The organism is Nostoc sp. (assembly GCF_036917465.1).
In the GTDB taxonomy this organism is placed as follows: Bacteria; Cyanobacteriota; Cyanobacteriia; order Cyanobacteriales; family Nostocaceae; genus Nostoc.
In genome coordinates, this window is record NZ_JBALDL010000041.1 from 49,222 (window position 1) to 75,740 (window position 26,519).

Consider the following 26,519-nt stretch of genomic DNA (forward strand, 5'->3'; position numbering starts at 1 on the left):
TAATCCCCCCTTATAAAGGTGGGAAACAGGAAGGAAATCCGGTTCCCTCCCCTTTATAAGGGGAGGGTTAGGGTGGGGTAACGCGGATCGCGATCGCAAGTCAGTGAACTCAATATCCAGTTTTTATAAGGGTTTCACGTTAACTTGACACCAATGGCTTTTCGGCCCACCCCACAAAATTGGGTAATTTATTTGTTGGAAGTCCCTTAGTCCAATTTATAAGCACTCTTAGCGAGGTTGTAAGCTAAAGCGCGGGCCATATCATACCCTTCCTCTTCATCAACTAATCCCCGTGTTACCAATCCGGCTAACCAGTTACAAGCTACCCGCCGCCAAACATTATGACGAGCCGGAATAGAAACGAAAGCGCGGGTATCATCATTAAACCCAGCAGTATTGTAAATTCCGGCTGTTTCCATAACCTGATTGAAGTAGCGTTCCATGCCATTTACGCTGTCGTGAAACCACCAAGGCGGGCCAAGCAAGACAGTAGGATAATGACCAGCTAAGGGAGTCATCTCTCGGCTATAAGTGCTTTCATCCATGCCAAAAAGAATTAACCGGAAGCGTTGATCGTTCCCGTAAGCTGACAACAACGGGTGCAGATTTTGAGTCCATTCGATTTTGAGGGGAATATCACCACCTTTATCAGATCCAAATCTCTCAAATAGAGCCGAGTTATGGTTACGCATAACACCACAATGCATTTGCATCACCAAACCATCTTCTACACTCATCCGAGCCATTTCCATGAATATATGACCGGTAAACTGCTCCACATCTTCTGGATTGAGTTTGCCGTTTAATGCTCTTGCAAATATAGCTTCTGCTTCCTGCTCGGAAAGACGTGTGGTATAAGGTGTAGCTGCACCTTGATCGGTAGCTGTTGCGCCCATTTTTTTAAAGAAAGCCCGACGTTCTTCTAAAGCTTGGACAAAATTAGCGTAAGTGCTAATTTCTCTATCGACGCTGCTTTCTAATTTGGTGAGATTTTCTCGCCAACCAGGAGCATCTAAGTTAACTACTGCATCTGGTCGAAAAGTCGGTCTAATTTGAGTGAAACCTTCTTCGTGGAGCGATCGCTGATTTTCTAGGTTATCACTGGCTGCATCGGTAGTACAAAGCACTTCGATGTTAAAGCGTTTGAATAAAGCACGAGGGGAAAATTCAGGTAAGGCTAATAAACCTTCCAGGTAATCATAGATACGTCCAGCATTACGAGAATTTAAAGGTTCATCTACCCCAAAGACATTAGTTAGTTCGTCTTTGAGCCACAACCCGGATGGAGTACCCTGGAATAGATAAAAATGTTCGGCGAACAATTGCCAGATTTTCCGGTGGTCAGTTTCGGTTGGTGCATCACGAGTAGGTATACCCAAAGCTTCCAGAGGTATGCCCCGACTATAAAGCATCCGCAAAATGTAATGATCGGGGATAATAAATAATTCTGTTGGTGAACCAAAACGCGCTGCTGGATTAGCTAACAGGGCTGGATCTACGTGTCCGTGTGGGCAGACCAGAGGTAACGCAGATATGCTGTCAAAAAATTGATGGGCTACTCGTCTTTGAACTGGTTCTGGAGAAAAGCAGCGATCGGGAGATAAAATCGGTTTTTTGGTTAACATATTTTTGTTTAATTAGAATTTTTAGTGTTGCTGAGTGTAAATAAGAATTTGTCTTACGTACAGAGTAAGAGTTGTCCATTTTAAAAGCTGAAGTTTTTAAGGAGAGTATATTTTCTCTTGTAGGTTTAGTCTGATTACACAAAAACTACAGTTTTCAAGCTAGACACGATTTCAAATTATTTTATTAATGCTGCACTACTACCACGCTCTACTAAAAAAGGAGATAAAACGCGGTTTTCCACAGTTTTTTCTTCTAATAAATCGAGTAACATTTGCATAGCTATGCCACCAATTTCTAACATTGGCTGGCTGACTGTTGTAAGTGCTGGCGTAACATAACTACCTAAAGCAATACCATCAAATCCAACCAGGCTTAAATTTCGCGGTACTAAAATACCTAGTTCTTGACAAGCTAATAGAGCGCCAACCGCCACCATATCGTTGTAACAAAAGATGCCTGTTACCTCAGCAGTCAATAGTTTAGATAGCATCTTTTGTCCGGTGGCGACATCACTGATTCTAGTATCATACTCGTCACTAATTGAAACCCAATCAGGATTTTGTGATAGACCAGCTTCAGCAAGAGCCATTTTATATCCTTCTAGGCGATCGCGGTTCGACCTGCTGCGATCGCTCACACCCAAATAACCAATAGCGGTGTGTCCCAAACTTATTAAATGCTGTGTGGCTAATTTAGCACCTAAGCGATCGTCTATTGCTACTGAGTGAAATATTTCAGATTGATCTTCAGTCTGGCTATTAATCAAAACTGTTGGTATAGCAATTTGAGTTAGTTGCTTTGTATGCTGTTTGCTAATTCGTGAGTCAGCTACTAATATTCCGTCTACTCTCCGGCGATGAAAAGTATCAATAGCTGCAATTTCTTGCTCAAAATCTCGGTGTGAAGCACTTAACAAAACACTCAAGCCGGCTGGTCTAGCTATCTGTTCAATTCCGTCTACTACCTCAGCAAAAAAAGGATCTGCGATGGAAGTTACTACTACACCAATGGTATTAGTACGTTTATTTTGCAAGCTTTGAGCGATCGCATTTGGCACATAGTTCATCTCCTGCGCCAGTTGCTTAATTTCTTCTCGCACTTTCGGGCTAATGAGAGCGTTATCTCGCAAAGCCCGCGAAACTGTGGAATGAGAAACGCCTGCTTTCCGAGCAATATCTTCAATTGAAATTCTTCGTTTATTCATTTTTATCTTAGATTTTAAATACTGCACACGTGTGCATTTGTATGTATTATAGAAAATAATCGTTATTTGTCAAGAGATTTTAATACAACTCACATTTTGCTCTGTGTTAGTTTCAATAACTTAGCTTTTCTTCAAAAAAATATGATTATCATCGTCATGGGTGTATCTGGTTCTGGTAAAACTACCATAGGAAAACTGCTAGCAGACTCCTTAGACTGGGAGTTTAGTGACGCTGATGCTTTCCACTCGCCAGAAAATGTTGAGAAAATGCAGTGCGGTATTGCGTTGAGTGAAGCTGACAGGATACCTTGGTTAGAAGATTTGCAAACAGCCATAAAACATTGGCTACAAGAAAATAAAAATGTCGTGCTGGCCTGTTCGGCTTTAAAAGACAGCTATCGGCAATTTTTGGTATTGGATAGGGAACTTACTAAACTAGTTTACCTGAAAGGGTCTTATGAGTTGATTCAAATCCGGTTGCAAGAGCGTAGCAATCATTATATGAGCGAAAAACTCCTCAATAGCCAGTTTGATACCCTTGAAGAACCATTAGATACCATATCTATGGATGTTGCACAACCACCCCAGATGATCGTGCAGAACATTAGAGCGGCTTTGAGACTTTAGCTTATTGGTTACAACCGTAACATTAAGATTAATCACGTCTCTAGGAAAACATGAACTTTTAGCAACCAAATACGTCGTAAACAAGTCTAAAGAGGTTTAAAAGGAACCACATAACTGTAGTAGTATTCCTAGACCATACAATTGGCAAATTAACACACCTCTAGGTGAAGCCGACAAAAAACTTAAGAGAGATTTTACTGATGTGTGCATAACGCTATTTATTGAAAAATCTATCGAACAGATGAATCGTCTATAGGCATAAGGTTATCTCTACCCAGATCGCATAAGTACTTGGTCTTAAGTCTGCGCCCTACATTTCGTGTACTTTGTCAATCTTTTACCTAATCCCGCTCCGAGTAGATTGTAAAAAACGCTTAACGAAGTATGTTGTACAGAGTTATGCAGATAGAAAAGAAACTTAACACACTCTCTTGCACACGTGTGCAAGAATAAGTTCATAACAGGTTTTGCACAGGTGTGCATATTTAACAAATCAATATCGACGAGTAACAATATATGTCTCAAATTCTCAAGAATTCCATCGAACAAGCTCAATACAATCCCTTACATTCGCTAGAAGAGTGGGAAGAAGACTTACTCAATCGCTATCCCAATCCAGACAGCATAGTTAAAGAAGGTAAAACTACTGAAGCGTACAGAAATTACGAAACACCTACCAGAGACACAGTAAAAGAATTTTATCGCTTAAATCATATTAATCAAACATATAATTTTGTATTTGAGAAAGAAAAGAATTTTCTCAAGTTTGATAAAAAAGAAATGTCTGTTTGGGATGCGATTGAATTTTTGAATCAATTAGTAGATGATTCAGATCCTGATACAGACATGGATCAGTTACAGCATCTATTGCAAACATCAGAAGCCATTCGATCTGATGGTCATCCTGACTGGATGGTACTTACCGGCTTCTTTCACGATATGGGGAAAGTGCTGTGTTTATTTGGTGAGCCTCAATGGGCTACCGTAGGTGATACTTATCCTGTGGGTTGTGCATTCTCTGATAAAATTGTTTTTTCAGAATTTTTCCAAGAAAACCCTGATTACAATAATCCCAATTACAACACTAAATATGGTGTTTACGAGCCGAATTGTGGATTGAGTAATGTACATATTTCATGGGGACATGATGAATATTTATATCAGATAATGAAAAACTATTTACCTGAACCTGCGTTGTATATGCTTCGCTATCACTCATTTTATCCTCAACACCGCGAAAACGGATATAATCATTTGATGGATAATCACGACCGAGAGATGTTTAAATGGGTTAATTTATTCAATCCTTATGATTTGTATTCAAAAAACCCTACTCCTCCTGATTGGCAAAAATTAAGACCATACTATGAAGATTTAGTCGCTAAATATTTACCAGCGACCTTAAAGTTTTAAACTGATGACACTCGATAACTAGCTATTGCTGTGCGCTAATCACGCCCCTTGTTTCTAGAAAATGCAATACTAGATCAATTTTGCATTTGAGATTTTAGATCAACTCTATACCTAAAGATAGTGGCTCTAAAACTAGCTTTAAACTTAAGATTCTAAATCTTTCAACTCCATTACCAAAAATTTAAAATCTAAAATTGATCGAACTCCAAGCTAGATTATGAAACTTTGATATATCAATATTAAGTTTTTTGAATTTTATCTAAACTCAAAAATACTTAATATTTGCAAATGCTGTAATTCTTAGAGCTTGGACATAAGGAGAGATTAAAAAGCTTTCTTTATTTTGTAAAGATCGATAAAGAAAACTCATTTTTTTACTCAAGAGGGATAAACTAATTAAACAAGTATAAACTTGCAATTTTAAGAAGATCATTTTCTAGGTTTTTGTTGAAAAGGTGGTTTCTTTATAAACACATTAAAAAAGCATTTTTACAAAAAAATAATGTGAATTTTTGATGTAATTTAGCCGTCAAGAGATTGCTTTATAAATAAAATATCTAGTTTGGTGAACTGAATATTAGCAAACTCAAACTACGTCAGTTCATAAGACGTTTAGTAAGAGTTGATATTGACAAAGCTAGCAGTATATCTAGGTTAGGTCAGAACTTATTACACCTAGTTAATATTCTGCTTAACTTTATGAAGTTTAAATCCGTTGCTTAAAAATAGACGAATATGAAGAGAATTTTGCTCATAGTTGGCATACTAAGTTTAACTGTTGTTAGCTGTACAAATCGCGCTCAAAATGACAATTCTGCTACTAATACTGGCACTAATACTGCTACCAACACTAGTTTAGAGACTACAGTTAATAGTCCAAATAGAAAATTGCAAACAATTGGTGTTGCCTTGGGTGACTTGGGAAACCCTTTTTATAATGCAGTGCAAAAGGGTGCGGAAATAGAAGCTAAGAAAATCGGCGGTAATATTAGAGTTAATGCGGTTTCCAGTGGCTTTGATCTGAACCAACAAAGCAACCAAATTGAAAATTTTACTGCTGCGAATACTGATTTAATTATCCTCAGTGCTGTTGATAAAAAAGGAGTTAAACCAGTAATTGATCAAGCAAGGCTTGCAGGTAAGGTTGTCATTGCAGTAGATTCAGCCGTTGATGCAGATGTAGATGCAATGATTAGCTCCAACAATACCCAAGCTGGTGAAGTTGCTTGTCAATATATAGCCGATCGCATCAAAGGTCAAGGTAGTGTAGTTATCCTCAACGGTACGCCGATGGATTCAATCAATCAGCGAGTTAGTGGCTGCGAGAAGTCATTATCCAAATATCCTAATATCAAACTCATCTCTAAAGACCAAAACGCTGAAGGGACAAGGGATGGAGGATTAAGAGTTATGAGTGATTTGCTCACAACCTTTCCCAAAATAGATGCCGTTTTTGCCACTAACGATCAAAGCGGTGTGGGTGCAGACTTAGCCGCGAGACAAGCAAAACGCAAAGAATTTTTTATTGTTGGGGTTGACGGTTCGCCAGATGCAACCAAAGCAATGGAAGACAAAGATGGGGTATTTGCTGCAACTGCGGCTCAAAATCCCGCAGGGATGGCCGAAAAAGCAGTTCAGATTGGCAACGATATCATTCAGGGTAAAAAACCTGAGTCACCTGACATTCTAATTCCAGTCAACTTGGTTACTAGAGACAACCTCAGTAGCTACAAAGGCTGGTAATAGTAATTCGTAATTCGTAATTCGTAATTACAAGACAAAGAGAAGGTTTGATATACGAGGGTTACAATACTTGACCCTGTTTTTAGACATTTAGGAGATATATAGATATGAAAAGGATTGCGTTCACTTCTAGTATTACGCTTCGCGTAATCGCAGCTAGCATATTAGGTATCATCAGTGGTGGCGTTGTCGGCTGTACAAATGCCTCTCCCGATAACAACACTGCTACTAACCCCGATCCAAAACCTGCTACCAATACTAGTGCTGAGACTAAAACTGCCACTGGAAATTCCAAATTACGATCCGTTGCCTTCACGGTTGGCGATTTAAGTAACCCTTTCTTCGTCCTCATGGGACAAGCAACTGAGGCAGAAGCAAAGAAAATTGGCGGTAAAGATGTCAATGTAACCGTAGTTTCCAGTGCTTATGATTTGAACCAACAATCCAATCAAATTGAAAACTTTACTGCTTCTAATACTGACATTATTATCGTCAATGCTGCTGATAAAAGCGGCATTAAACCAGCAATTGAAAAAGCAAAACTTGCAGGTAGAATTGTCATTGCGGTAGATACAGGTGCTGAAGGAGGTGTGGATGCCACCATCACTACTAATAATGTTCAAGCTGGAGAAGTGAGTTGTAAATATATTGCCGATCGCCTCAAAGGTAAAGGCAATGTTGTCATAGTTAACGGGCCGCCAGTTGACTCGGTGATTCAGCGAGTTAGTGGCTGCGAGAATGTGTTGTCCAAATATCCTGATATCAAAATTCTCTCCAAAAACCAGAATGCAGAAGGGAGTCGGGATGGAGGACTGAGAGTTATGACTGATTTACTCACAACCTTCCCGAAAATTGATGCAGTTTTTGCCATCAACGATCCGAGTGGAGTTGGCGCAGAACTAGCAGCAAACCAAGCACAACGGAAAGATTTCTTTATTGTCGGGGTTGATGGTGCGCCAGAAGCAATCACTGCGATCGCAACGAAAGATAGTATATATGCTGCCACCGCTACTCAAAATCCGCGAGGGATGGCCGAAAAAGCAGTTCAGGTTGGAAACGACATTTTAAATGGCAAAAAACCTAGCAATCCTACCATTTTGATTCCAGTTAAGCTGATTACAAAAGATAATGTTGGCACAGAAAAAGGCTGGAAATAATAATACTTGTAAATTTACAATTATTAAAAATAATGTCTAATCTGAATTGAGTCTTTTGATACATTGACATAGTTTTTGCACATACCCATGATGTATATATGTGCATCTGTAAAAAGTTATGAATATCGAAAGGCGATATTCATAACTTTCTAAGATAGGAATCAGTTTTAAAAACCTGATTTTGTGATAATTTTAATTTCACATCAGTTCTGAATTTCTAATATCAAATCCGCTCAATTACCCACAAGTAGAATTACCCCCCTTAATCTCCCCTTGTAAAGCAGGGAAATAAGAAATCCGGTTCCCTCCCCTTTATAAGGGGAGGGTTAGGGAGGGGTAACGCCAAAACTATAAACAATTGAGCGGACATAAGATAACTCAAAATTGCGACTTTTAAATTATTTTTAGAGGAGATTTTCATGACAACAAGTATTGAAACCTCATTTCCTGATGCACCAACCACCACCCCTGTATTACAAATGCAAGGGATTACCAAACGATTTCATGGTGTATCTGCACTCCAAAATGTTAATCTCACGATTTATCCGGGAGAAGTTCACGCCCTCATGGGTGAAAATGGAGCAGGTAAAAGCACATTGATGAAAATTCTGGCAGGCGCTTACATTGCAGATGTTGGAGAAATTCGCATCAATGGTGAACCCCTGAAAATTACCGACCCGGCGACAGCACGCAAGGCGGGTATTAATCTTATTTATCAAGAACTGAACGTTGCACCTAATTTAACCGTTACCGAAAATATGTTTATGGGTAGCGAGTTGCGGAGAGGTCAATTTTTAGACCGCAAAGCAATGCAACTGGAAGCAGAGCAAGTCTTAGAAAGCCTGGGAGCCAATTTTACAGCCCAGACTATAGTTGGTACTTTATCGATCGCAGAACAGCAACAAGTTGAAATTGCACGAGCGCTAAAAGATAAAAGCCGCGTTTTGGTGATGGATGAGCCAACAGCAGCCCTATCTGACCGCGAGAGCGACCATTTATTTGAGGTAATTCGCAAACTGCGGCGTGATGGCATTGCGATTATTTACATCAGCCACCGCATGGAAGAAATCTACGCCTTAGCTGACCGAATTAGCGTCCTGCGCGATGGTCAATATATTGGCAGTCTGACACGCAGTGAAATTTCTCCACAGCGATTGGTGCAGATGATGGTCGGGCGTTCCATGCAAGATTTTTACGAACATCAACGGCAAATGAATCCTGGCCCCGTGGTGCTGTCAGTCAGAAATATGTGCGATGCCCGCAAGAAGATTGAGCCGGCTAGTTTTGAACTTCATGCTGGAGAAATTCTCGGTTTAGCGGGACTGGTTGGTGCAGGACGCACAGAACTATCCCGACTGATTTTTGGTGCTGACCGCAAGGCCAGTGGTGAAGTATTTTTAAATGGGAAAAAACTGGAAATTAATTCGCCCAGTGATGCTATTGCTGCGGGAATTGGCTACGTCCCAGAAGACCGCAAAGACCAAGGTTTATTTCTGGAGATGAGCGCCCGCAAGAATATTGCCATCAACACGCTCAAGCAGGATGCAAGGGGTGGAATTGTTAACTGGGGTTCAGTAAATCGGCTGTCAACAGAGGCAGTAGAAAACTTCAATATCCGCCTAGCAAATTTGGAAATTAGAGCATTGGATCTTTCTGGCGGTAATCAACAGAAGCTACTATTAGCGCGTTGGTTAGCCATTAAGCCCAGAGTCCTGATGTTAGATGAGCCGACACGCGGCGTAGACATTGGTGCCAAAAGCGAAATTTACCGAATTATGAGCGAATTAGCAGCGCAAGGTGTTGCTATTTTAATGGTTTCCAGCGAACTATCGGAGATTGTCGGAATGAGCGATCGCGTCTTGGTGATGCGAGAGGGACAACTAGTAGGCGAACTGGACGGCAGTCTTGGCAAAGAAATCACCCAAGAAAAGATTATGCACTATGCAACTGGAGCATCGGAGGTATCAGCATTATGAGTCAGACAGTCAGACCCCCGGCCAATAAATCAGCCAACAATCCCGCAGCTCGCAACCGGAAATCAATCAGCACTCTGCTGGAAGTTGCGGGAATTCTGCCGATTTTAGTAATTATCTGCATCTTATTTGCATTCCTTTCTCCCAACTTTCTCACCGGCGGTAACATCGTTAATATCTTGCGTCAGGCATCAATCAATATTGTGCTGGCAACAGGAATGACCTTTGTAATTCTCACCGGCGGTATTGACCTATCAGTTGGGTCAATATTGGCTGTGTCTGCCGTAGTTGGACTATTGGTATCGCTACTGCCGGCTTTAAGTTGGGCGGCTGTACCTGCTGCATTGCTAGCAGGATTGCTTTTAGGCTTAGTCAACGGCGCTCTCATCACCTTTTTGGATGTGCCACCTTTTATTGTCACCCTGGGTTCACTTACAGCCTTGCGGGGTGTGGCCTTTTTGATTGCCAAAGGGACAACGCTGATTAATCGGGACATCAATTTTGCTTGGGTGGGTAATAGTTACATCGGGCCTCTGCCGTGGCTAGTCATCATTGCACTACTAACTGTAATCGCTAGCTGGTTTGTGCTGCGGCAAACTGTTTTAGGAGTGCAGATATATGCTGTTGGTGGTAACGAACGGGCAGCCAGATTAACTGGGATTAAAGTTAATCGGGTGTTGCTATTTGTTTATGGTATTAGCGGATTACTGGCAGGCTTAGGAGGAGTCATGAGCGCCAGCCGTCTATACAGTGCCAGTGGCATATTGGGTCAAGGTTATGAATTAGATGCGATCGCAGCTGTTATTCTTGGTGGAACCAGTTTTACAGGTGGTATTGGCACCATTGGCGGCACTCTTTTAGGTGCATTAATTATTGCTATTCTCAACAACGGTTTAACTCTGTTGAACCTATCTTACTTCTGGCAACTAGTCGTCAAAGGACTAGTAATTATTTTGGCAGTAATGATTGACCGACTCCGCAGACGTTCTAGACGGTAGAGGTGATTGGGGATTGGGTGGGGGACACAGGGAATAACTAACTAATCCCCAATACTTCTCTACCAGAGGCTGCATCAACACCCAATCCCCAATCCCCAATCCCCAATCCCCAATCCCCAATCCCTAATCCCTAATCCCCAATATATAAACTATGACCTCCACTACTGCTCGTCGTAAATCCAACACGTTATATGTCGTTTTGATTGCTGGTGCTGCTGCCCTTGGTGGGTTTTTATTCGGTTTTGATACTGCTGTGATCAACGGCGCAGTTTCATCTATATCAAAAGCTTTTAACACCGGTAGTTGGGTAACAGGGCTAGCAGTGTCCCTAGCATTGCTAGGATCTGCGGTAGGAGCCTTCTTTGCCGGACAAATTGCAGACCGTTATGGTCGAGTCAAGGCAATGGTGGTCGCTTCTGTGTTGTTTACTATCAGTGCCATTGGCTCTGGGCTTGCCTTCAGTATCTGGGATTTTATCTTTTGGCGGGTATTAGGTGGCATTGGAATCGGCGTTGCCAGCGTCATCGCGCCCGCTTACATTGCCGAATGTTCTCCCACCCATTTGCGAGGAAGATTAGGATCTCTGCAACAATTAGCGATCGTAGTGGGAATTTTCGTCGCCTTATTAAGCGACTACTTTATTGCTGTGTCAGCAGGTTCAGCAGACTTGCCATTTTTGTTTGGGGTTGCAGCCTGGCGTTGGATGTTTTGGACAGCAGTTCCGCCAGCTATATTTTACGGGATGGTGGCTTTAACAATTCCTGAATCCCCTCGTTACTTAGTTGCTAAAGGACGGGAGCCAGAAGCCGTTAACGTTCTGACCAAGATTTTGGGGGGTGATGTGCTGCCAAAAATTGAAGAAATTCGGCAGACAGTATTTCGTGAACGCCAGCCTAAATTTTCTGATTTGTTGACTAGAAGTGGTGGACTCCTGCCTATTGTTTGGGTAGGAATAGGCTTATCTGTATTACAGCAATTTGTTGGAATTAATGTAATCTTCTACTACAGCAGCGTTTTGTGGCGGGCAGTCGGCTTTTCCGAAAAAGATTCCCTAAGCATCACGGTGATTACAGGAGCAGTCAATATTATTACAACATTAATTGCGATCGCCTTCGTAGATAAATTTGGTCGCAAGCCTTTGCTCATAATAGGGTCAATTGGTATGACCTTTACCTTGGGGACGATGGCTTATATTTTTGGCAACGCTCCCCTAGATGCTGCTGGAAACCCCGCCCTTACCGGAAGTGCCGGAACTCTAGCTCTGATTGCAGCCAATCTCTATGTATTTTGCTTTGGTTTCTCCTGGGGGCCAGTAGTTTGGGTGTTGTTAGGAGAAATGTTTAATAACAAAATTCGAGCGGCTGCACTTTCAATTGCTGCTGCAATCCAATGGGTTGCGAATTTCGTTATTTCCACAACATTCCCTCCCATACTGCAATATTTCGGTCTAGGTTCTGCCTATGGACTTTATACAATTGCGGCTGCTACCTCATTCTTTTTCATTCTCTTTTTTATTAAAGAAACTAAAGGAATTGAGTTAGAAGATATGTAATTTACATCCACTTCACTTAATACCTCTGTGGCGTAATTGGTAATTCTGATAATATCTGAATGATTAAAAAACCGCAGAGACGCTAAGAGCGCAGAGGAAGAGGAAAGAGGAATAATTCCGATACAGACTGATTTGATATCAAATCAGACAAGATTTATAGAAATCTTGTGGGGTGGGCATCTTGCCCGCCCTAATTATGCAAACTTTATGCCGAGCATCTGACAACAACTAAATATAAGCTTTCGCTTCAGTCAATCAGTAAAAAGATGGAAACTCTCAATACGGCTCTTTGTTCTTATGGTTTGTCCGGTAAAGTATTTCATACGCCGTTCATTGATTTGCATCCCGGTTTTCAATTAGCAGGCTCCTGGGAAAGAAGCAAAAAGCTGATACAGGAAGATTATCCAGGAGTAAAAAGCTATCCTTCTTTGGAAGCATTGCTAGCTGACGATCGAGTAATCTTGGTGGTAGTAAATACACCAACTTATACACATTATGATTATACTAAACAGGCTTTGTTAGCAGATAAACATGTAGTGGTGGAAAAAGCATTTACCACAACAGTCAGAGAAGCAGAACAACTTAATGAATTGGCATTAAAACAGCGAAAGAAATTATCTGTATATCACAACCGGAGGTGGGATAGTGATTTTAAAACAGTAAAAAAAGTTATAGAATATGGCTTGCTGGGTGATATTATTGAAGCAGAATTTCAATTTCAAAAATATAAACCAGCACTCAGCCATAAACAACATGTAGAAGTTCCAAGTCCAGGTGCAGGAATATTAAATAATCTAGGCCCGCACTTAATAGACCAAGCTTTGTATTTATTTGGGATGCCTGATGCTATTTTTGCAGACATCCGAATCACAAGGCTGCGATCGCAGGTAGATGATTATTTCGAGTTAATACTCTACTACGACAAACTGCGCGTCAAACTAAAAGCAGGTTTCCTTGTGCGTGAGCCTGCACCTGCCTACATCATACATGGCACTAAGGGTTCTTTTCTCAAAAGCAGAGCCGATGCTCAAGAACAGTATTTAGTAGCAGGCATCAAGCCTAATACACTTGATTGGTATACAGAGCCGGAAAGTGAATATGGCTTGCTGCATACAGAAAAAGACACAAAAGTAATTCGGGAAAAAGTAAAAAGCTCACAGGGCAGTTATTTAGGCTATTACGACGCAGTATATAAATCTATTGTTGATAATCAGCCAATTGCTGTTACTGCCGAAGACGGAATTAATGTCATGCGGATTATAGAAGCGGCTATTAAAAGCAGCAATGAGCAAAAAGTTATAGCGTTGCTTTGAGTAACCTAAAACCTAAACTCAAAATATTAGGACTTCTGCAAAACTACAATTCGTAGAGGCAATTCATAAATTGCCCTACCGAAGATAATGGTTTCAGCTATTGTTTTTGTACGTCTTGATGTACTGGTTATAAACTTTTATTCGATTGTAATTTCTTTAGTTACAAAGTCAGAATTCAACCATTTTCAATTAATAAGTCAATGATCAAAGTCTTTTCTCATAGCTTTTTTATCTTATTGTTGGCAATTCCCGCAGTTTCGGCATCACCTCCAGAAGAAGATTCGAGTCCAGCAGATGCTAATAGAAATTTGCAGGGACAAGTAAATTCTGTTTCTCAACTTTCCGATATCAAACCGAGCGATTGGGCATTCCAAGCACTGCAATCACTGGTCGAACGCTATGGCTGTATTGCAGGTTATCCTGACGCAACCTATCGCGGTAATCGTGCCTTGAGTCGTTATGAATTTGCAGCTGGTTTAAATGCCTGTTTAGACCGAGTAAATGAATTAATTGCTGTGGGTACTAATGATTTAGTTAAGAAAAAAGATTTAACAGTGCTGCGAAATTTGCAGACAGAGTTTGCGACAGAATTAGGAACTCTGCGTGGCCGGGTGGATACGCTGGAGGCACATACAGCAACGCTAGAGGAGCAGCAATTTTCCACCACTACTAAGTTGAATGCTCAAATTATTACCGCTATTAGTGATACCTTTGGTAATAGAGTGGGTGGCGATCGCGATGACTCCCGTCTCTTCTTTGCAAACCGGGGTCGTCTCAACTTAGAGAGTAGCTTTACTGGTAAGGATTTATTGCGAGTTCGGCTAGAATTTGGCAACTTTACAAATTCCAATGGTACAAGTCAAATTGCTGCAGCCACAGGCACGGGAATGACACGCCTGAATTTTGACAATGACAACAACGATACACTGATAATTCCCCACATCCGTTACTACTTCCCCGTTGGTGATTCCCTTTCCTTCGTTGTTGGCCCCACAGGTATTGGTTACAACGACATCACAAACAACATCACTCCTGCCACTATCGGCGATGATGGGAACGGGATTCCCTCACTATTTGGCAAAAATAGCCCTCTCTTTGAGCGGGGTGGTGGTGGTGCAGCCGCTAACTTGAGTATCAGTAAAAACTTGATTCTCACCTTGGGCTATTTAGCAAATAATCCAAGCGTTTCATCAGCACAAAATGGCTTATTTGATGGTGGCTACAATGCTCTGGCGCACCTGGCATATTACGGCAAACAAGGAGCTATTGGTGTTGCCTATTCTCATGGTTATAATCCTGCTGGCACTGTAGATGTCAACGCTGGGAGAGGCAGCGCCCTGTCAAACGCTCCTTTTGGAAACAACATTGCTACTTCCAATAGTATTGTTGGTGTACAGGGATACTATCGCTTTTCCCCAAATTTCCAGGTTCACTCTTGGGGTGGATATGTCTGGGCAAACGCGAAGAATTCTGGTTTCAGTGATATTTCTAATGGTAGGGGTGGAACAGATTCTCTCTTTGTGAACAATGGTGATAGTGCCAATGCTTGGTTTGGGGCGATTGGGATGTCGTTTCCCGATTTGGGCGGTAAGGGCAACTTGCCGGGAATTCTCTTCGGTATACCGCCGCGTGTCTCTAACAGTGATGTCCGTCAAGACCGAGACACTGCCTATCATATTGAAGCATTCTATCGCTACCGCCTGAACGATAATATCTCAGTAACTCCTGGTTTTTGGGTGATTCTTAACCCGGAAAACGATAGTAGAAATAATACGCAGTATGTGGGTGTACTTCGTACAACCTTCGATTTTTAACTGAATGTGAATGGTTTATTTGATTCACTAACTAGGGTTGCAGGCAGCAACTTTTTTGTTGATAGGGCATTGGGCATTGGGAATTGGAGATGGGGAATGGGATGATTCTAATCCAACCAGCAAATTATTACCTTCTCGTTGGGACTGCGTTAGCGATCGCGTAGCGTCTCGTAGAGAAGGCATCGCTCGATCGGCGCAAACCATGATTTGTATATTTAATTTACCAATGCGATCGCAGAAAAATTAGAAAATTTCTAGTTTCAGAAGGCTTGCAAGACTCACATAGTAAATATTTTGCCGATAAATTTGCCTTAAATTTGCCAAAAGATACAAAAAAGTGTCACAATTTTTGCCAAGATATATAATACTATTTCCCAAAATTCACTTGGCAAAAATCAGCATGAGTGAAAAACCCATAGAAGATAACGGCAAGGCTTTTCTCGTTCTACTTTTGCCCATCTCGTTTTTGATTATTTTCCTGGTTGCTACCTGGAGAATTTTACTAGCGTTAATTGTGCTGGTAATTGGCTTCAAGATTTGGCAGGAATATCAATGGCAACAGTGGACTATACGAGTTAACCCAACTTTTCATCAGTTGGTTCGAGAAAATCAGGGCAGACTTACGCCAATGGACTTGGCAATCAAGGGCAATTTTCCCGGAACAACGGCAAAACGCTACTTGGATGGTAAAGCCTCTGAATTTGGTGCCACTATCGTTAACTCTGAAGATACAGGACAGTCTTATTACTTTATAACTGCCAGTATTCTCGGCAATATTCTTGACAGTAGTGAGCCTGTCAAAGAACTTCCAACTCAACCAGTAACTAAAACTGCGCGATCGCTCCTAGCACCACCACCAATCCCACAGGAGGAACAACCAGAAACTGAATCACAACCACAGCTAACCCATGAAGAAGATAAACGATCGCTGGAAAAACAGTTAATTTTTGGCTCTCTCATTCAATCTGAACTTGCCAAACGGCTAAATGTCTATTCCAGTACGGTTTATAAACGACGAAACGATCCAGAGTTTCCTGAATGGAGTCGCAGTAAAGACCCTGATGGTATTGCCTGGTCATATTCGGAAAGAACTAAAGAGTTTTTTCCAGTAGACGAAAAATAAAAAGGCAAAAGAAAGAACTTTCAAGCTTTACTTTTGACTTTTTATTTTTTACTTTTTACTTCTAAGCCCACAGCTTCGTTGATGGAATTTAATCCGTTTTGTTCTAGTTTGGAAAGCAATCCTCCTAGAATCCGGCGTACCATCAGTGGGCCTTCATAAATCCAGCCTGTATAAACTTGGATCAAGCTAGCACCAGCAGTAATTTTTTCCCAAGCATCCTCTGGGGAAAAAATGCCACCAACGCCAATAATTGGGATTTCTCCTTGGGTTTGCTGCCAAATAAAACGAATCACCTCAGTGGAGCGATCGCGCAATGGTTCACCACTAATTCCGCCAGCTTCTTCTTGGGGTGATTTGCCAGTTTGGTCAATTACTTGAGTTTTCAGTCCATCACGCCTGATGGTGGTGTTAGTGGCGATAATTCCTGCCAGTTGGTAGGTTTTAGCCAAAGAAATAATGTCAGCGATCGCAACGTATTCTAAATCTGGCGCTATCTTGACAAAAATTGGTTTATGTGCTGTATTTTCTTCTTGTAATAAATTCAAGATGGTACTGAGCATAGAAGCATCTTGGAGCGATCGCAACCCCGGCGTATTTGGGGAAGAGACATTAACAACAAAATAATCTCCCAAATCCTTGAGTAAGCGAAAACTATCAAGATAATCTTGTGCGGCTTCTTCTAGAGGAGTTACTTTAGATTTACCCAAATTTATCCCTATAGGTATTAATTGCGTTGAATTCTGTTTCAAACGTGCCGCCATTGCTGCTGCACCAAGATTATTAAAGCCCATGCGATTAAGAGCAGCTTTATCCGACGGCAAGCGAAACAAACGGGGACGCGGATTTCCTGGTTGTGCGTGAAAAGTTACAGTTCCTAGTTCTGCAAAGCCAAAACCCAGATTAGACCAAATACCAGCAGCGACTCCATCCTTGTCGAAGCCAGCCGCTAATCCGACCGGATTTGGGAAGTTTAGCCCAAACAAATTTTGTTCTAGGCGGGAATCGTACATACATAAAGATTTTTGTAAGCGTTGGTTTGCCCAACTAGCAGGGGTTTGTGATAGCCAGCTAAAACTGCGAATCGTCTGCTGGTGTAACCACTCTGGGTCTGTTTTTACCAGATTGAACAAAAGTGGACTAATTGCAAATTTATAAATATCCATTAACTTATATAAATATAAAGAATAACTCAAAATTCAGCAGTCAGAATTAACTCCAGAATTTTGTACAAGTGGGTAATAATTCAATGTACTGAGGTAAGCGATCGCCGCGAAAAGTTGGTTAATTATCAGACTATATTTGATTTATATTCTCTTCAATTTCATTTCTAGGTTGTTGAATTGCCTGTTGAGCATTAATTACAGTCTGATCGATCGCCTCACATTCATCAACTATTTGCTGCTGCACTTCTAAAGGTGGCTCAAAACCTTCAGCGCGATCGCTATGGTCATGCACGCAAAACTTATGCTTATGGCATTCGCTGTCAGTTAAATGCTCATGTATGGGTCATTTTGCTAGTTTGGCTAAAATTTTTGTTTTGTAGGCTCTCTTTTGGTGAAGGTATTGTTACTGTTAAGTAGTTCTGGGTACATAACCGCCTATTAAGCTGTTCAGGTTCAAGATTAAACACTTGTGGCAATATTACTCAGGGTGGTTTTCTGGGCATCTTATATATTACAAGTTATGTTAACCAATAAATCAGATGGCGCAGCCGCAAAAACCTATAGCCGCCGAACAGCAGATCCTCTCTTTAGGGCGCGTCCTCCAGAGCCTCAGAGAAGAAGATGATGTTGACGTTCTGATTGAAACTACTATTTCTTATCTTAAAGAACAGTTTGATTACAGACTGATTTGGATTGCTCTTTACGATCGCGTAAATCACATATTATTCGGCAAAGGTGGTATTACGCCAGAGCGTGACACGAGCTTTTTATACCAAAGGGTTGTTCTCAGTCCTGGGGATTTATTAGAGCAAGTGGTGATTGAACAGCATCCTTTGGGCATAGCTGATTTACAAACTGAAATCCGCGCTGCTGAATGGCGCAAAATTGCTGAAAAATTGCAGATCCAAGGAACGATTATTTTACCAATTCGCTATAAAGACCGTTGCTTAGGTTTGCTGTTACTGGGTTCAGAACGCTGGGGCTATCTACTGACAGAGGAAACAAAAGCACGATTGATGATGGTTTTAGGCGAACTGGGGGCAATGCTTTATCAACTTGAGATACGTAAGCAGCGAAAGCAAACCAAGCGAATCGATGAGCCATTATTAGAATTGCTTGGAAATTTACGCACCCTCAGTAACCTTAATCAAAGACTGGAAGCAGGCGTACAAGCAACTCATAAATTTGTCTCCCCTAGCCGGACAAATGTTTACTGGTTTGATCGTGAAGGGCGCTACTTTTGGTGTCGGATGAGCAATCAGCTTGTCAAAATCGATCGCAATTCCAGCACTCAGCAAGCGGTGGGAGTGACTGTACAGGACTTGAGCGACTTTTATTATGCTTTGGCAGTAAACCAAATTGTCTCAATTGGTGATGCCCGCAGTTCTTTGAAAGGCCATTTTACGGCAAAATTGCTGCAACGGCTGAAGGTGCGATCGCTCTTGGCTGCTCCAATCATCTGGCAAAAGAACTTGCTCGGTTTTCTGGCGGTGGAAAGCAATGAACCTCGAATCTGGACGGAAGCAGACAAAAATTTTGTTCAGGGTGTGGCTGGTTTAATCTCCTTGGTTGCACCTAACGAAACTATGGAAAGTACTATCAAACAGATTCAAGAAGATGCCCAACTAACTAGTCAAGTTGCCCAAGGTATTTATAGCGAGCATGAACTTCAGGAAACTTTACAAAGCTGTGCTAAAAGAATTTTAACTCGACTAGCAGCTACCCGTTTTTTGCTTTTGCAATACGATCCCGAACAGAATAATTATCAATTTATTTACCAAAGTCAGCCCCATAATCGTCGAACATTGACATTTAACCTGAATATTCTCAAAGAATTAGATAGACAGCTTTTGCAAGGTGCAACTGAAGCGGTGGAAATTGAGAATTTAGATGAAGATTTACGCTTTTTTAACTGGCGGCCTTTTTTACTAGAAAGTGGGGTGCGATCGCTACTTATTTGTAAATGCACTCATGGCCATATCCCAGCAGCACTTTTGCTGATCACTCACGAAACCCATCGCTCTTGGACAACTCTCGAAAAAGAGTTACTGTGGGCTGTTAGTCAACAAATTGGTGTGATTGTTCGTCAGTGGCAATTGCACAACCATACTACCCAGCAGCAAAAAACTTCCCAGGCTTTTGAGCAATGCCTCAACATCTTGACACAAACCCAGAACAGTAAAATCGAGGTTGAAAAAAAGCATTTAGAACGAACAGCACTCGAACAAATAGCATCAATTATGGGTTGTCCCCTAGCCTTACTACTATCCTGGTCGCCTGGGGAAAATTGGGCAGAAATTATTCCTGGAGTCATTGACAATAGTCTATTTGGGATTTTTTCCGATGCACCTATTTCTATCCAGTCTGAAGCTTTAATTCAGTGGGCAGTGGCTACGGAAAATTACCTGACTTTGAAGGTGGATAATTTACCCCCAGAAACTCGAAAATGGTTAAATACTCCAGATAAAGGTCAAATTTTGGTGATGGCATTACGTACTAATGCTGATTATGAAATCACAGGTGTAGTGTTGTTAGCAGACTATCAAGAGCGTCGCTGGTTACAACAAAACCTGAATGCGATCGCAACTCTGGTTAATCAATTAGCTTGGTGGCGTCGTCAAAAGCAAATTAACCGACTTCTAGAATCCACAACAGAGGAATTACAACAACTCAACTGGTACAAACATCGTCGCCTAGAGGAAATCCAAAGAATAACAGCGTTATCCCTGAAACAAATACATGATTTGGGCATTCCTGCTAATGAACTGACTCAGATGCGCTACCAGCTATTGCTAAGACAATTAGACCACACAGCCACTTCCATGAGTGGAATGCTAAAACTTGAGAACTGGCAGCTACATCTCAGTTGGGAAACTATGCCCATAGCCAGTTTACTAAAGCGATCGCTCGAACGCATCGAAAATTTACTTCATAAACAAAAGCTGTGGATTGGTGTACACGGTTTGGGACAATCAATTGATCAGCCAGAATCGCCCAATAACTCTACATTAGCTAAAAGCATTCCTAGTTCCAGCCCTCAATCTGCAATGGCGATCGCTGGTGATATTGTCAAAATTGAATTAGTTATTCATGAATTATTAATTACTGCCTGTAACTGTTCTCCAATGGGCGGCAGAATTGACATTTGGTGTCGCCGTTTAGATGCGTCAAAATCCTCAGAGGCAAAGTATTCTTCCACAAGTGGAGGAACTGAACATCAGAAATCCCTAGAACTGTCGATTACATATAACGGTGCGATGGAATCAGAGCTACTCACAGAACTACATGATAATACACCCAAAGATGTGCTTGCTCCCTCCAAGCTCGACCAACCACCAGCTTTACATCTACTAATCTGCCAAAATCTCATGCTGGAACTGGGAGGAGAGTTAAATTTCTATCAATTACCAGACAATCGGGTAGTCAGTCGCTTGCTTTTGCCCTTAGCTGTTCATGATTCTTAGTAGAGCTTTTTCTACGTTAATTATACCGGAGCCGCTATAACTACAAGCACTAACAATTTATCCTTCTCCCTGTCAAGGCTAATTAAACGGAAATATCAAATTATCTTGGCAACTATCTCAACAATTTTGTATATATTTACTGACTATATAAAGAGTTGAACTTGTAGTTTTTGATAACTTGCATGTCTAAAAAAAACGTGACATTCTTTAAAAAAATAGCTAACATATAACTTGACAAAACGCTGATTAGCACCATTCATATTTTTATTGATAAAAAAAGAATTAGCCAGACAAAAATTGTCAAATTCTCTATGAAATACATATATTAATGGGATTAAAACAAAAATAATTCGCAATTATTAGTGTTTTTTACAATATTTAACTAATGGTTAGATATCAATATAATATTTCATATTGAGATTAAATAATTAAATAAAGAGCGATTTTTTTACCGAGCTACTGGATTTAAATAACTTACACATCTCATCAAATTTTTATATCGATTTTGGTATGAAAATAGCAGCTTTAGCCTACATTTTTTAGGTAATAAGATGAAATCAGTGCATCAAATCATAATTGTCAGGTTGTCAAACCGAAGTTTACCAAAAAGAGAATTATATGGATGGTACAGAAATATATGTACAGCCATTAGACGGATTAAATATCAACTGTTAAGCAGTAGCTTAACAGAAGACAAATATCAAATCACTATGCATGGAGAAATCTATCAATGAGTTTTAGATACTTCAAGCATTACTTGAGATTTCGTTCAATCCAAAGCATGATTTTTTTTGCTCTAATATCAATTAATAACTTGTGTGGTGCATCTGCTCAAACTACTCCAAAAGGTGGAATTGACTGGATTTTAGTAGTAGATACTTCTGCTTCCATGCGTGGTGTAGGTGGAACAAAAAATATTTTTGAGCCAGTCAAAAATTCTATTACTGAATTTGTCAATACTGCTAGATTAGGCGATACAGTTACTATCTATACTTTTGACAAAGATGTAACTTTAAATGCAGATGATATCAAGATTACCAGTAATCCAGACAGAGGTAAACTAAAGCAAATAATTAGCTCACTTCAGGCTGAGGGTGTGCGGACTCATACAGGTAAAGCTGTGCAAAAAGCGCTACAACATTCTGCCCTATTAAACAAACGTACTGATGCTCTTGGTCGGACTGTCAGTATAGTATTTCTGACAGATGGATTAGAAGATGTGCGTGGTATTCCTAATCCTGTTTCTATTCCTGGTAATACCCAATTTCTACGTGAGCAACAATGTAAGCCATACATATTTTTTGTGTCTTTAGGATTAAAAGAACACGAAAAGCAACTGAATGATTTTGCTAGCAATCCAGCACTTTGCGGCAAGGGGCAAGTATTGCGAGATCCTGGAGGAGTTCAGCTTAACCAACTGGCTAAAAATATCCGACCAACGCTTATTAAACCCAAACTTGATATTAATTTACCCACTGCCAATTTGCAGCCAGTATCACCTGGAACAACTACTGAACCGCTCAATATTAATGGCATCAGTAATGTCAATAGTAAAGTAAGTTTGCAACTGGAAGACCCTCAGCAAAGCGGTATTCGTTTAATTTCACCCGATCGCACCATCGACTTAGTTGCGAATCAAGAAACACCCATTCCTGTACGCTTACAGATACCAGCAGAGGCAAAAGCGGGCGCTAGTAACTTGCGCTTGGTATTAGCGATCGCAGACCAAGCGATAGCACCAATTAAAATTGACCTACCTGTAACCATTAAGTCAAAACTACAAATACAACCGACAAAGCTAGATTTTGGCTCAATAGAAGCAGGCAAAACCACTGAAACCCAAACTTTTGTACTTCGCAGCAATATATCTGGAACAGCTAGCTTACAACAGCAAGGCAATTTCAAAGACGTTTCTATCGCAGAACCTTCAGCAGCCATATCCTTACAACCAGGAGAAACTAAAATTCCTGTGCAGTTGCAAGTTACTGATAGCAGTTTTGCAGGCGATCGCACTTTCACCTTAGTCTTAACTCCAGATAACTCAATTGCTACCCCGGTTAGTGCGGAAGTTCATCTGTATATTTTGATGCCACTGGGACGAAAAATAGTCATTTGGTTGCTCTTAGTGCTGCTGGTACTGTTAATTACCCTGATACTAATTTGTTTGATTCAACGCAAAACCCCCTTGGAATTAGTCGAAGATTTTCGTACCCGCAAACGCTTAGAAGGAGCGTTGGTAGTGCTAGAACCCCTGCCACAATCATCAGCAGACGAAGAGATTAGTCTCACTCACCTACACAAGGGGAGAGTACGCTTGAGTGATTTGATACCAGCCATTGCTGCGACAAATTCTGATGCCGAGTTAGTCACAGTTTGGCGGGTAGGCAAAAAAAATATAGATTTGCGGTGTTTGAAAGGTGTAATTTTTGTCAATACTAAAAAAATAAATACAGATGAACTCTACGACGAGGACATCATTGAGATTGACAACGTTAAGCTGCAATTTAACTGGATTGAACACCAAAGACCCTCTGAGTCAAGCAGTGGGCAGACAAACTTTTGAATAATCTCACAGGAAAGTGAATGTTAAGTCCCAAGGTTGTGCGTCCCACGGTTGTTTTTCGTCCTACCGTTGTTATCGGGTTAGGAGGAACGGGTTATGAAGTTGTCCTCAAACTTAAAAAGCGATTCATAGACGTTTACGGCTCAGTTCCAGAAGTTATTCGTTTTATTTCGATTGATACTACCGAAAACATCCAAGAACGAGAAAAATCACCTGATGGCACCAAGGTTATTTTAGAACCTAATGAACTTTATGCAATCTCTGTCGCTAATCCTCTCCCGCTAACACGTAACGACCACATCGCAGAATGGTGGCCTAGGGATATTCCAGCAAACGCCTTGATCAGTGGTGCCGGACAGATTCGGGCCCGGGGACGACTCGCTTTATTTGCGAGAGTAGGCGATATCAAAAGTTTAATTTCTCAAGCAATCAATGCTGTCCGCGAAATTCGCATTAATAAACAAGCATTTTCAGATAACTTTCAAGTTTCCAGTCGGGATGGTGTCGAAGTTTTTATTGTTGGCAGTTTGGCTGGTGGAACGGGCAGTGGCACATTTTTAGATGTGGCATTTTTAACAAGGGAACATCTCAATAATTTTTCTAATATTACGGGGGTATTTGTTTTACCGAGAGTGTTTGCCAATATTCCCCAAACTCACTTGGTGAAGTCTAATGCCTATGGCGCTCTCAAGGAAATTGAACACTTTTGGGGATTGTCACCATCTAATAGCATTGAGATTGATTATGGCATCACAAAAATCAAAGCCGATCGCCCTCCCTTTGATGCTGTATTTTTAATTGACGGGGTTAACAAAAATGGAACTGTAGTCGGTCGTCCAGACGATTTGCAAAATTTAGTTGCAGATGGCTTATACATCCAGATTGGTTCTCAAATCGGTCTAGACGCTGCTAACGTTGCTGATAACATTCGCGCTTATTTGGCAAATGGTGAAAAAGTTCGAGGACGCAATATAAATTACTGTAGTTTTGGCTTTGCTACTCTGACTCTGCCAGTACAGCAATACGAGCGGATGAAATTAGAGGATGCTCAAAGCTTGCTGAAAAATGAGTTGATGGCATCTACTGCAACAATCGATTTAGAAAGCGACATCACCCGGTTTTTAGAAGATTGCAAGCTAGCAGACGCTGCCACTGTCCTGAATGCGTTAACTGAAAGCGATCGCGGCGGACAGATTAAACCCGAATTCCGAATTGGCGAAATGCGTCACGATCGCACAGCTTTGCCGACAATCAAAGAACTCTACAAACGGCAGTTAGATCAATTTGAACAACGGACGGCTCAAGAACTGGGATTGAGTTTTTATCGCTTAGAGCAGACTGCATCTGCTGCGATCGCAACTTTCTGGGAACGCGGTCTTAACCGTCCCAATGGACTAGCTTATGTTTTGGAATTTTTGAGCAAACTTTCCCAAAAATTAGACGAATTACAGCAGAGTGTCCAGCGTAAATCGCAAGAGGCGCAATCCAGTTTCAATGCTTTAAAATTAGAACCACAAGAAGAAAAAATTAAAGAAGCCGCAGAAACTTGGTTCCCAAATAAAAATACTATCCAAGCAGCTTGTCAGAGATACAAAGAACGGGCTGACCAAAAGTGGAAGACTTATTTACATTGGAAACGGTGTGATAAAGCGGCTGAACTCTATGGTGTACTACGGGCTAAGGTAGAGCAAATCCAGGAAAAGTGTCAGCGTCTACATAGCAACTTAGATAAAGTTTATCGAGATTTAGAACAGAGTTATCACGAGGTTAACCGTCAAGGAAGTAACGATAATCCTTTTATTCACACTATTCAGCGCATCAATCTGCAATCGAAACGCCCCAAAGTCACTGGCGAAGATTTTATCCGTTGGTATCGAGAACAGTCTCAAACTTTAACCAATTGGTCTGATAAAAAAGCTGAAGATGTCAAAAACGAAATTCTGAAATTTGTCGATGAAGCTTACTATCCTCTCACCAGTATGACTGTTGAGCAGGTTTTAGCAGATAGCAATCCCGAAGATGCGGGACAAGATTTGCAACAACTTGGCAAACTTGCAGTTCCTCTTTGGCAGTACGAAGAAATGGAAATTCCCGTTCAACAGCAGCACGTAATCACAGAATTTTATTACTACGGCGTAGAGAGTAACAACACAGTTTTTAGCGATCCACCGCTTTCTAATCGCCTACCTAGAGGAAATAATAGTCCTTCTTTTGTACCGACAGGCGAACCCCATAAGGTTATGCTGTTTCGAGTCGAAATTGGTGTCCCCTTATTTGCCTTCAATGGAATGAGGGATATGGAGCTAGCTTACTTAGATCCGAATAAAGTCTTCAAGCACCTGCATCGCAATTGGACAAACTTAGCAAATTTAATTCCTCCAGAAGACGATGGTGGGGCGTTGCGTTGGTTTGCTTTAGCGCTAGCACCCGATCGATATAAATTAATTGTCAATCAGCGTAGAACCTATTTCGTTTCTACAGAACAAGCGAAAAGATTAGAAGGCGGTGTTTTGCCTTTGGGAGGCGATCGCAAGTCAGCATTTCAAGCTTTCAAGCGTAACTTGCCTCTGGTTCAGGAAGTTGCTGACAAAGTTGAGCGTATTACCCATGAAGACCAAGACAAAGCCAAATTTACTTTGCAAAACTACATCAATCACCTCAATCAGGTTTTAAAAGATCGCAGGGTTGATGCCCAGATTCAAGAACAAGTAGAAATGGAAATCCAGGAAATTGAAGCTTACCTGGAAGATTTAGATGTGATTATTTAGCCCTATAGTTTGCACTCT

The 26,519-nt window shown here is 41.0% G+C and carries 18 protein-coding genes; 14 read left to right on the forward strand and 4 right to left on the reverse strand.

The annotated features are described in order from the left end of the window. Positions 1-206: 206 nt before the first annotated feature. Both uxaC and V7K38_RS08100 read right to left on the reverse strand, forming a co-directional pair. Positions 207-1,625, reverse strand: a complete 1,419-nt coding sequence (gene uxaC, locus V7K38_RS08095) for a glucuronate isomerase (protein ID WP_334856866.1) — start codon at positions 1,623-1,625, stop codon at positions 207-209. A 176-nt stretch (positions 1,626-1,801) separates the two neighbouring features. After that, complete coding sequence (locus V7K38_RS08100) at positions 1,802-2,830, reverse strand: LacI family DNA-binding transcriptional regulator (protein ID WP_334856868.1); 1,029 nt, start codon at positions 2,828-2,830, stop codon at positions 1,802-1,804. A gap of 141 nt (positions 2,831-2,971) precedes the next feature. On the opposite strand from V7K38_RS08100, the gene V7K38_RS08105 reads away from it, so the two are divergent. From V7K38_RS08105 to V7K38_RS08155, 11 genes are all read left to right on the forward strand, one after another. Further along, positions 2,972-3,457 carry a gluconokinase gene (locus tag V7K38_RS08105; RefSeq protein WP_334856869.1) on the forward strand — a complete coding sequence of 162 codons (486 nt, stop codon included), beginning with the start codon at positions 2,972-2,974 and terminating at the stop codon, positions 3,455-3,457. Positions 3,458-3,973: 516 nt separating this feature from the next. Then, on the forward strand, positions 3,974-4,870 hold the full coding sequence (locus tag V7K38_RS08110) for an inositol oxygenase family protein (protein WP_334856871.1): 897 nt from the start codon (positions 3,974-3,976) through the stop codon (positions 4,868-4,870). A gap of 735 nt (positions 4,871-5,605) precedes the next feature. Continuing rightward, positions 5,606-6,613, forward strand: a complete 1,008-nt coding sequence (locus tag V7K38_RS08115) for an ABC transporter substrate-binding protein (RefSeq protein ID WP_334856872.1) — start codon at positions 5,606-5,608, stop codon at positions 6,611-6,613. A 107-nt stretch (positions 6,614-6,720) separates the two neighbouring features. Further along, positions 6,721-7,770, forward strand: coding sequence for an ABC transporter substrate-binding protein (locus V7K38_RS08120; protein WP_334856874.1), 1,050 nt, complete (start codon positions 6,721-6,723; stop codon positions 7,768-7,770). 419 nt (positions 7,771-8,189) lie between these two features. Beyond that, the gene (locus V7K38_RS08125; RefSeq protein WP_334856876.1) at positions 8,190-9,746 is read left to right on the forward strand and encodes a sugar ABC transporter ATP-binding protein; all 1,557 of its coding nucleotides are present in this window, start codon (positions 8,190-8,192) and stop codon (positions 9,744-9,746) included. Continuing rightward, positions 9,743-10,741, forward strand: a complete 999-nt coding sequence (locus tag V7K38_RS08130; protein ID WP_334856878.1) for an ABC transporter permease subunit — start codon at positions 9,743-9,745, stop codon at positions 10,739-10,741. The genes V7K38_RS08125 and V7K38_RS08130 overlap by 4 nt, the downstream gene beginning before the upstream one ends. A gap of 151 nt (positions 10,742-10,892) precedes the next feature. Further along, complete coding sequence (locus tag V7K38_RS08135) at positions 10,893-12,293, forward strand: sugar porter family MFS transporter (protein ID WP_334856880.1); 1,401 nt, start codon at positions 10,893-10,895, stop codon at positions 12,291-12,293. 266 nt (positions 12,294-12,559) lie between these two features. Continuing rightward, positions 12,560-13,606, forward strand: a complete 1,047-nt coding sequence (locus V7K38_RS08140; RefSeq protein ID WP_334856882.1) for a Gfo/Idh/MocA family oxidoreductase — start codon at positions 12,560-12,562, stop codon at positions 13,604-13,606. 200 nt (positions 13,607-13,806) lie between these two features. Continuing rightward, positions 13,807-15,420: an iron uptake porin gene (locus V7K38_RS08145; protein WP_334856884.1), complete on the forward strand. Its 1,614-nt coding sequence runs from the start codon at positions 13,807-13,809 to the stop codon at positions 15,418-15,420. A 55-nt stretch (positions 15,421-15,475) separates the two neighbouring features. Continuing rightward, on the forward strand, positions 15,476-15,667 hold the full coding sequence (locus V7K38_RS08150; RefSeq protein ID WP_334856886.1) for a hypothetical protein: 192 nt from the start codon (positions 15,476-15,478) through the stop codon (positions 15,665-15,667). Positions 15,668-15,820: 153 nt separating this feature from the next. Further along, positions 15,821-16,543 carry a hypothetical protein gene (locus tag V7K38_RS08155; protein ID WP_334856888.1) on the forward strand — a complete coding sequence of 241 codons (723 nt, stop codon included), beginning with the start codon at positions 15,821-15,823 and terminating at the stop codon, positions 16,541-16,543. A 41-nt stretch (positions 16,544-16,584) separates the two neighbouring features. Here the strand turns inward: V7K38_RS08155 and V7K38_RS08160 are convergent, their stop codons facing one another. Next, positions 16,585-17,706, reverse strand: a complete 1,122-nt coding sequence (locus V7K38_RS08160; RefSeq protein WP_334856890.1) for a quinone-dependent dihydroorotate dehydrogenase — start codon at positions 17,704-17,706, stop codon at positions 16,585-16,587. 130 nt (positions 17,707-17,836) lie between these two features. Further along, positions 17,837-17,998, reverse strand: coding sequence for a hypothetical protein (locus tag V7K38_RS08165; protein ID WP_334856892.1), 162 nt, complete (start codon positions 17,996-17,998; stop codon positions 17,837-17,839). 247 nt (positions 17,999-18,245) lie between these two features. On the opposite strand from V7K38_RS08165, the gene V7K38_RS08170 reads away from it, so the two are divergent. The 3 genes from V7K38_RS08170 (at position 18,246) to V7K38_RS08180 (ending at position 26,501) form a co-directional block, all read left to right on the forward strand. Beyond that, positions 18,246-21,170: a GAF domain-containing protein gene (locus V7K38_RS08170; protein ID WP_334856894.1), complete on the forward strand. Its 2,925-nt coding sequence runs from the start codon at positions 18,246-18,248 to the stop codon at positions 21,168-21,170. A gap of 781 nt (positions 21,171-21,951) precedes the next feature. Beyond that, on the forward strand, positions 21,952-23,733 hold the full coding sequence (locus V7K38_RS08175) for a vWA domain-containing protein (protein ID WP_334856896.1): 1,782 nt from the start codon (positions 21,952-21,954) through the stop codon (positions 23,731-23,733). A 20-nt stretch (positions 23,734-23,753) separates the two neighbouring features. After that, a complete protein-coding gene (locus V7K38_RS08180) occupies positions 23,754-26,501 on the forward strand; it encodes a tubulin-like doman-containing protein (RefSeq protein WP_334856898.1) in 2,748 nt (915 codons plus the stop codon). Positions 26,502-26,519: the final 18 nt, after the last annotated feature.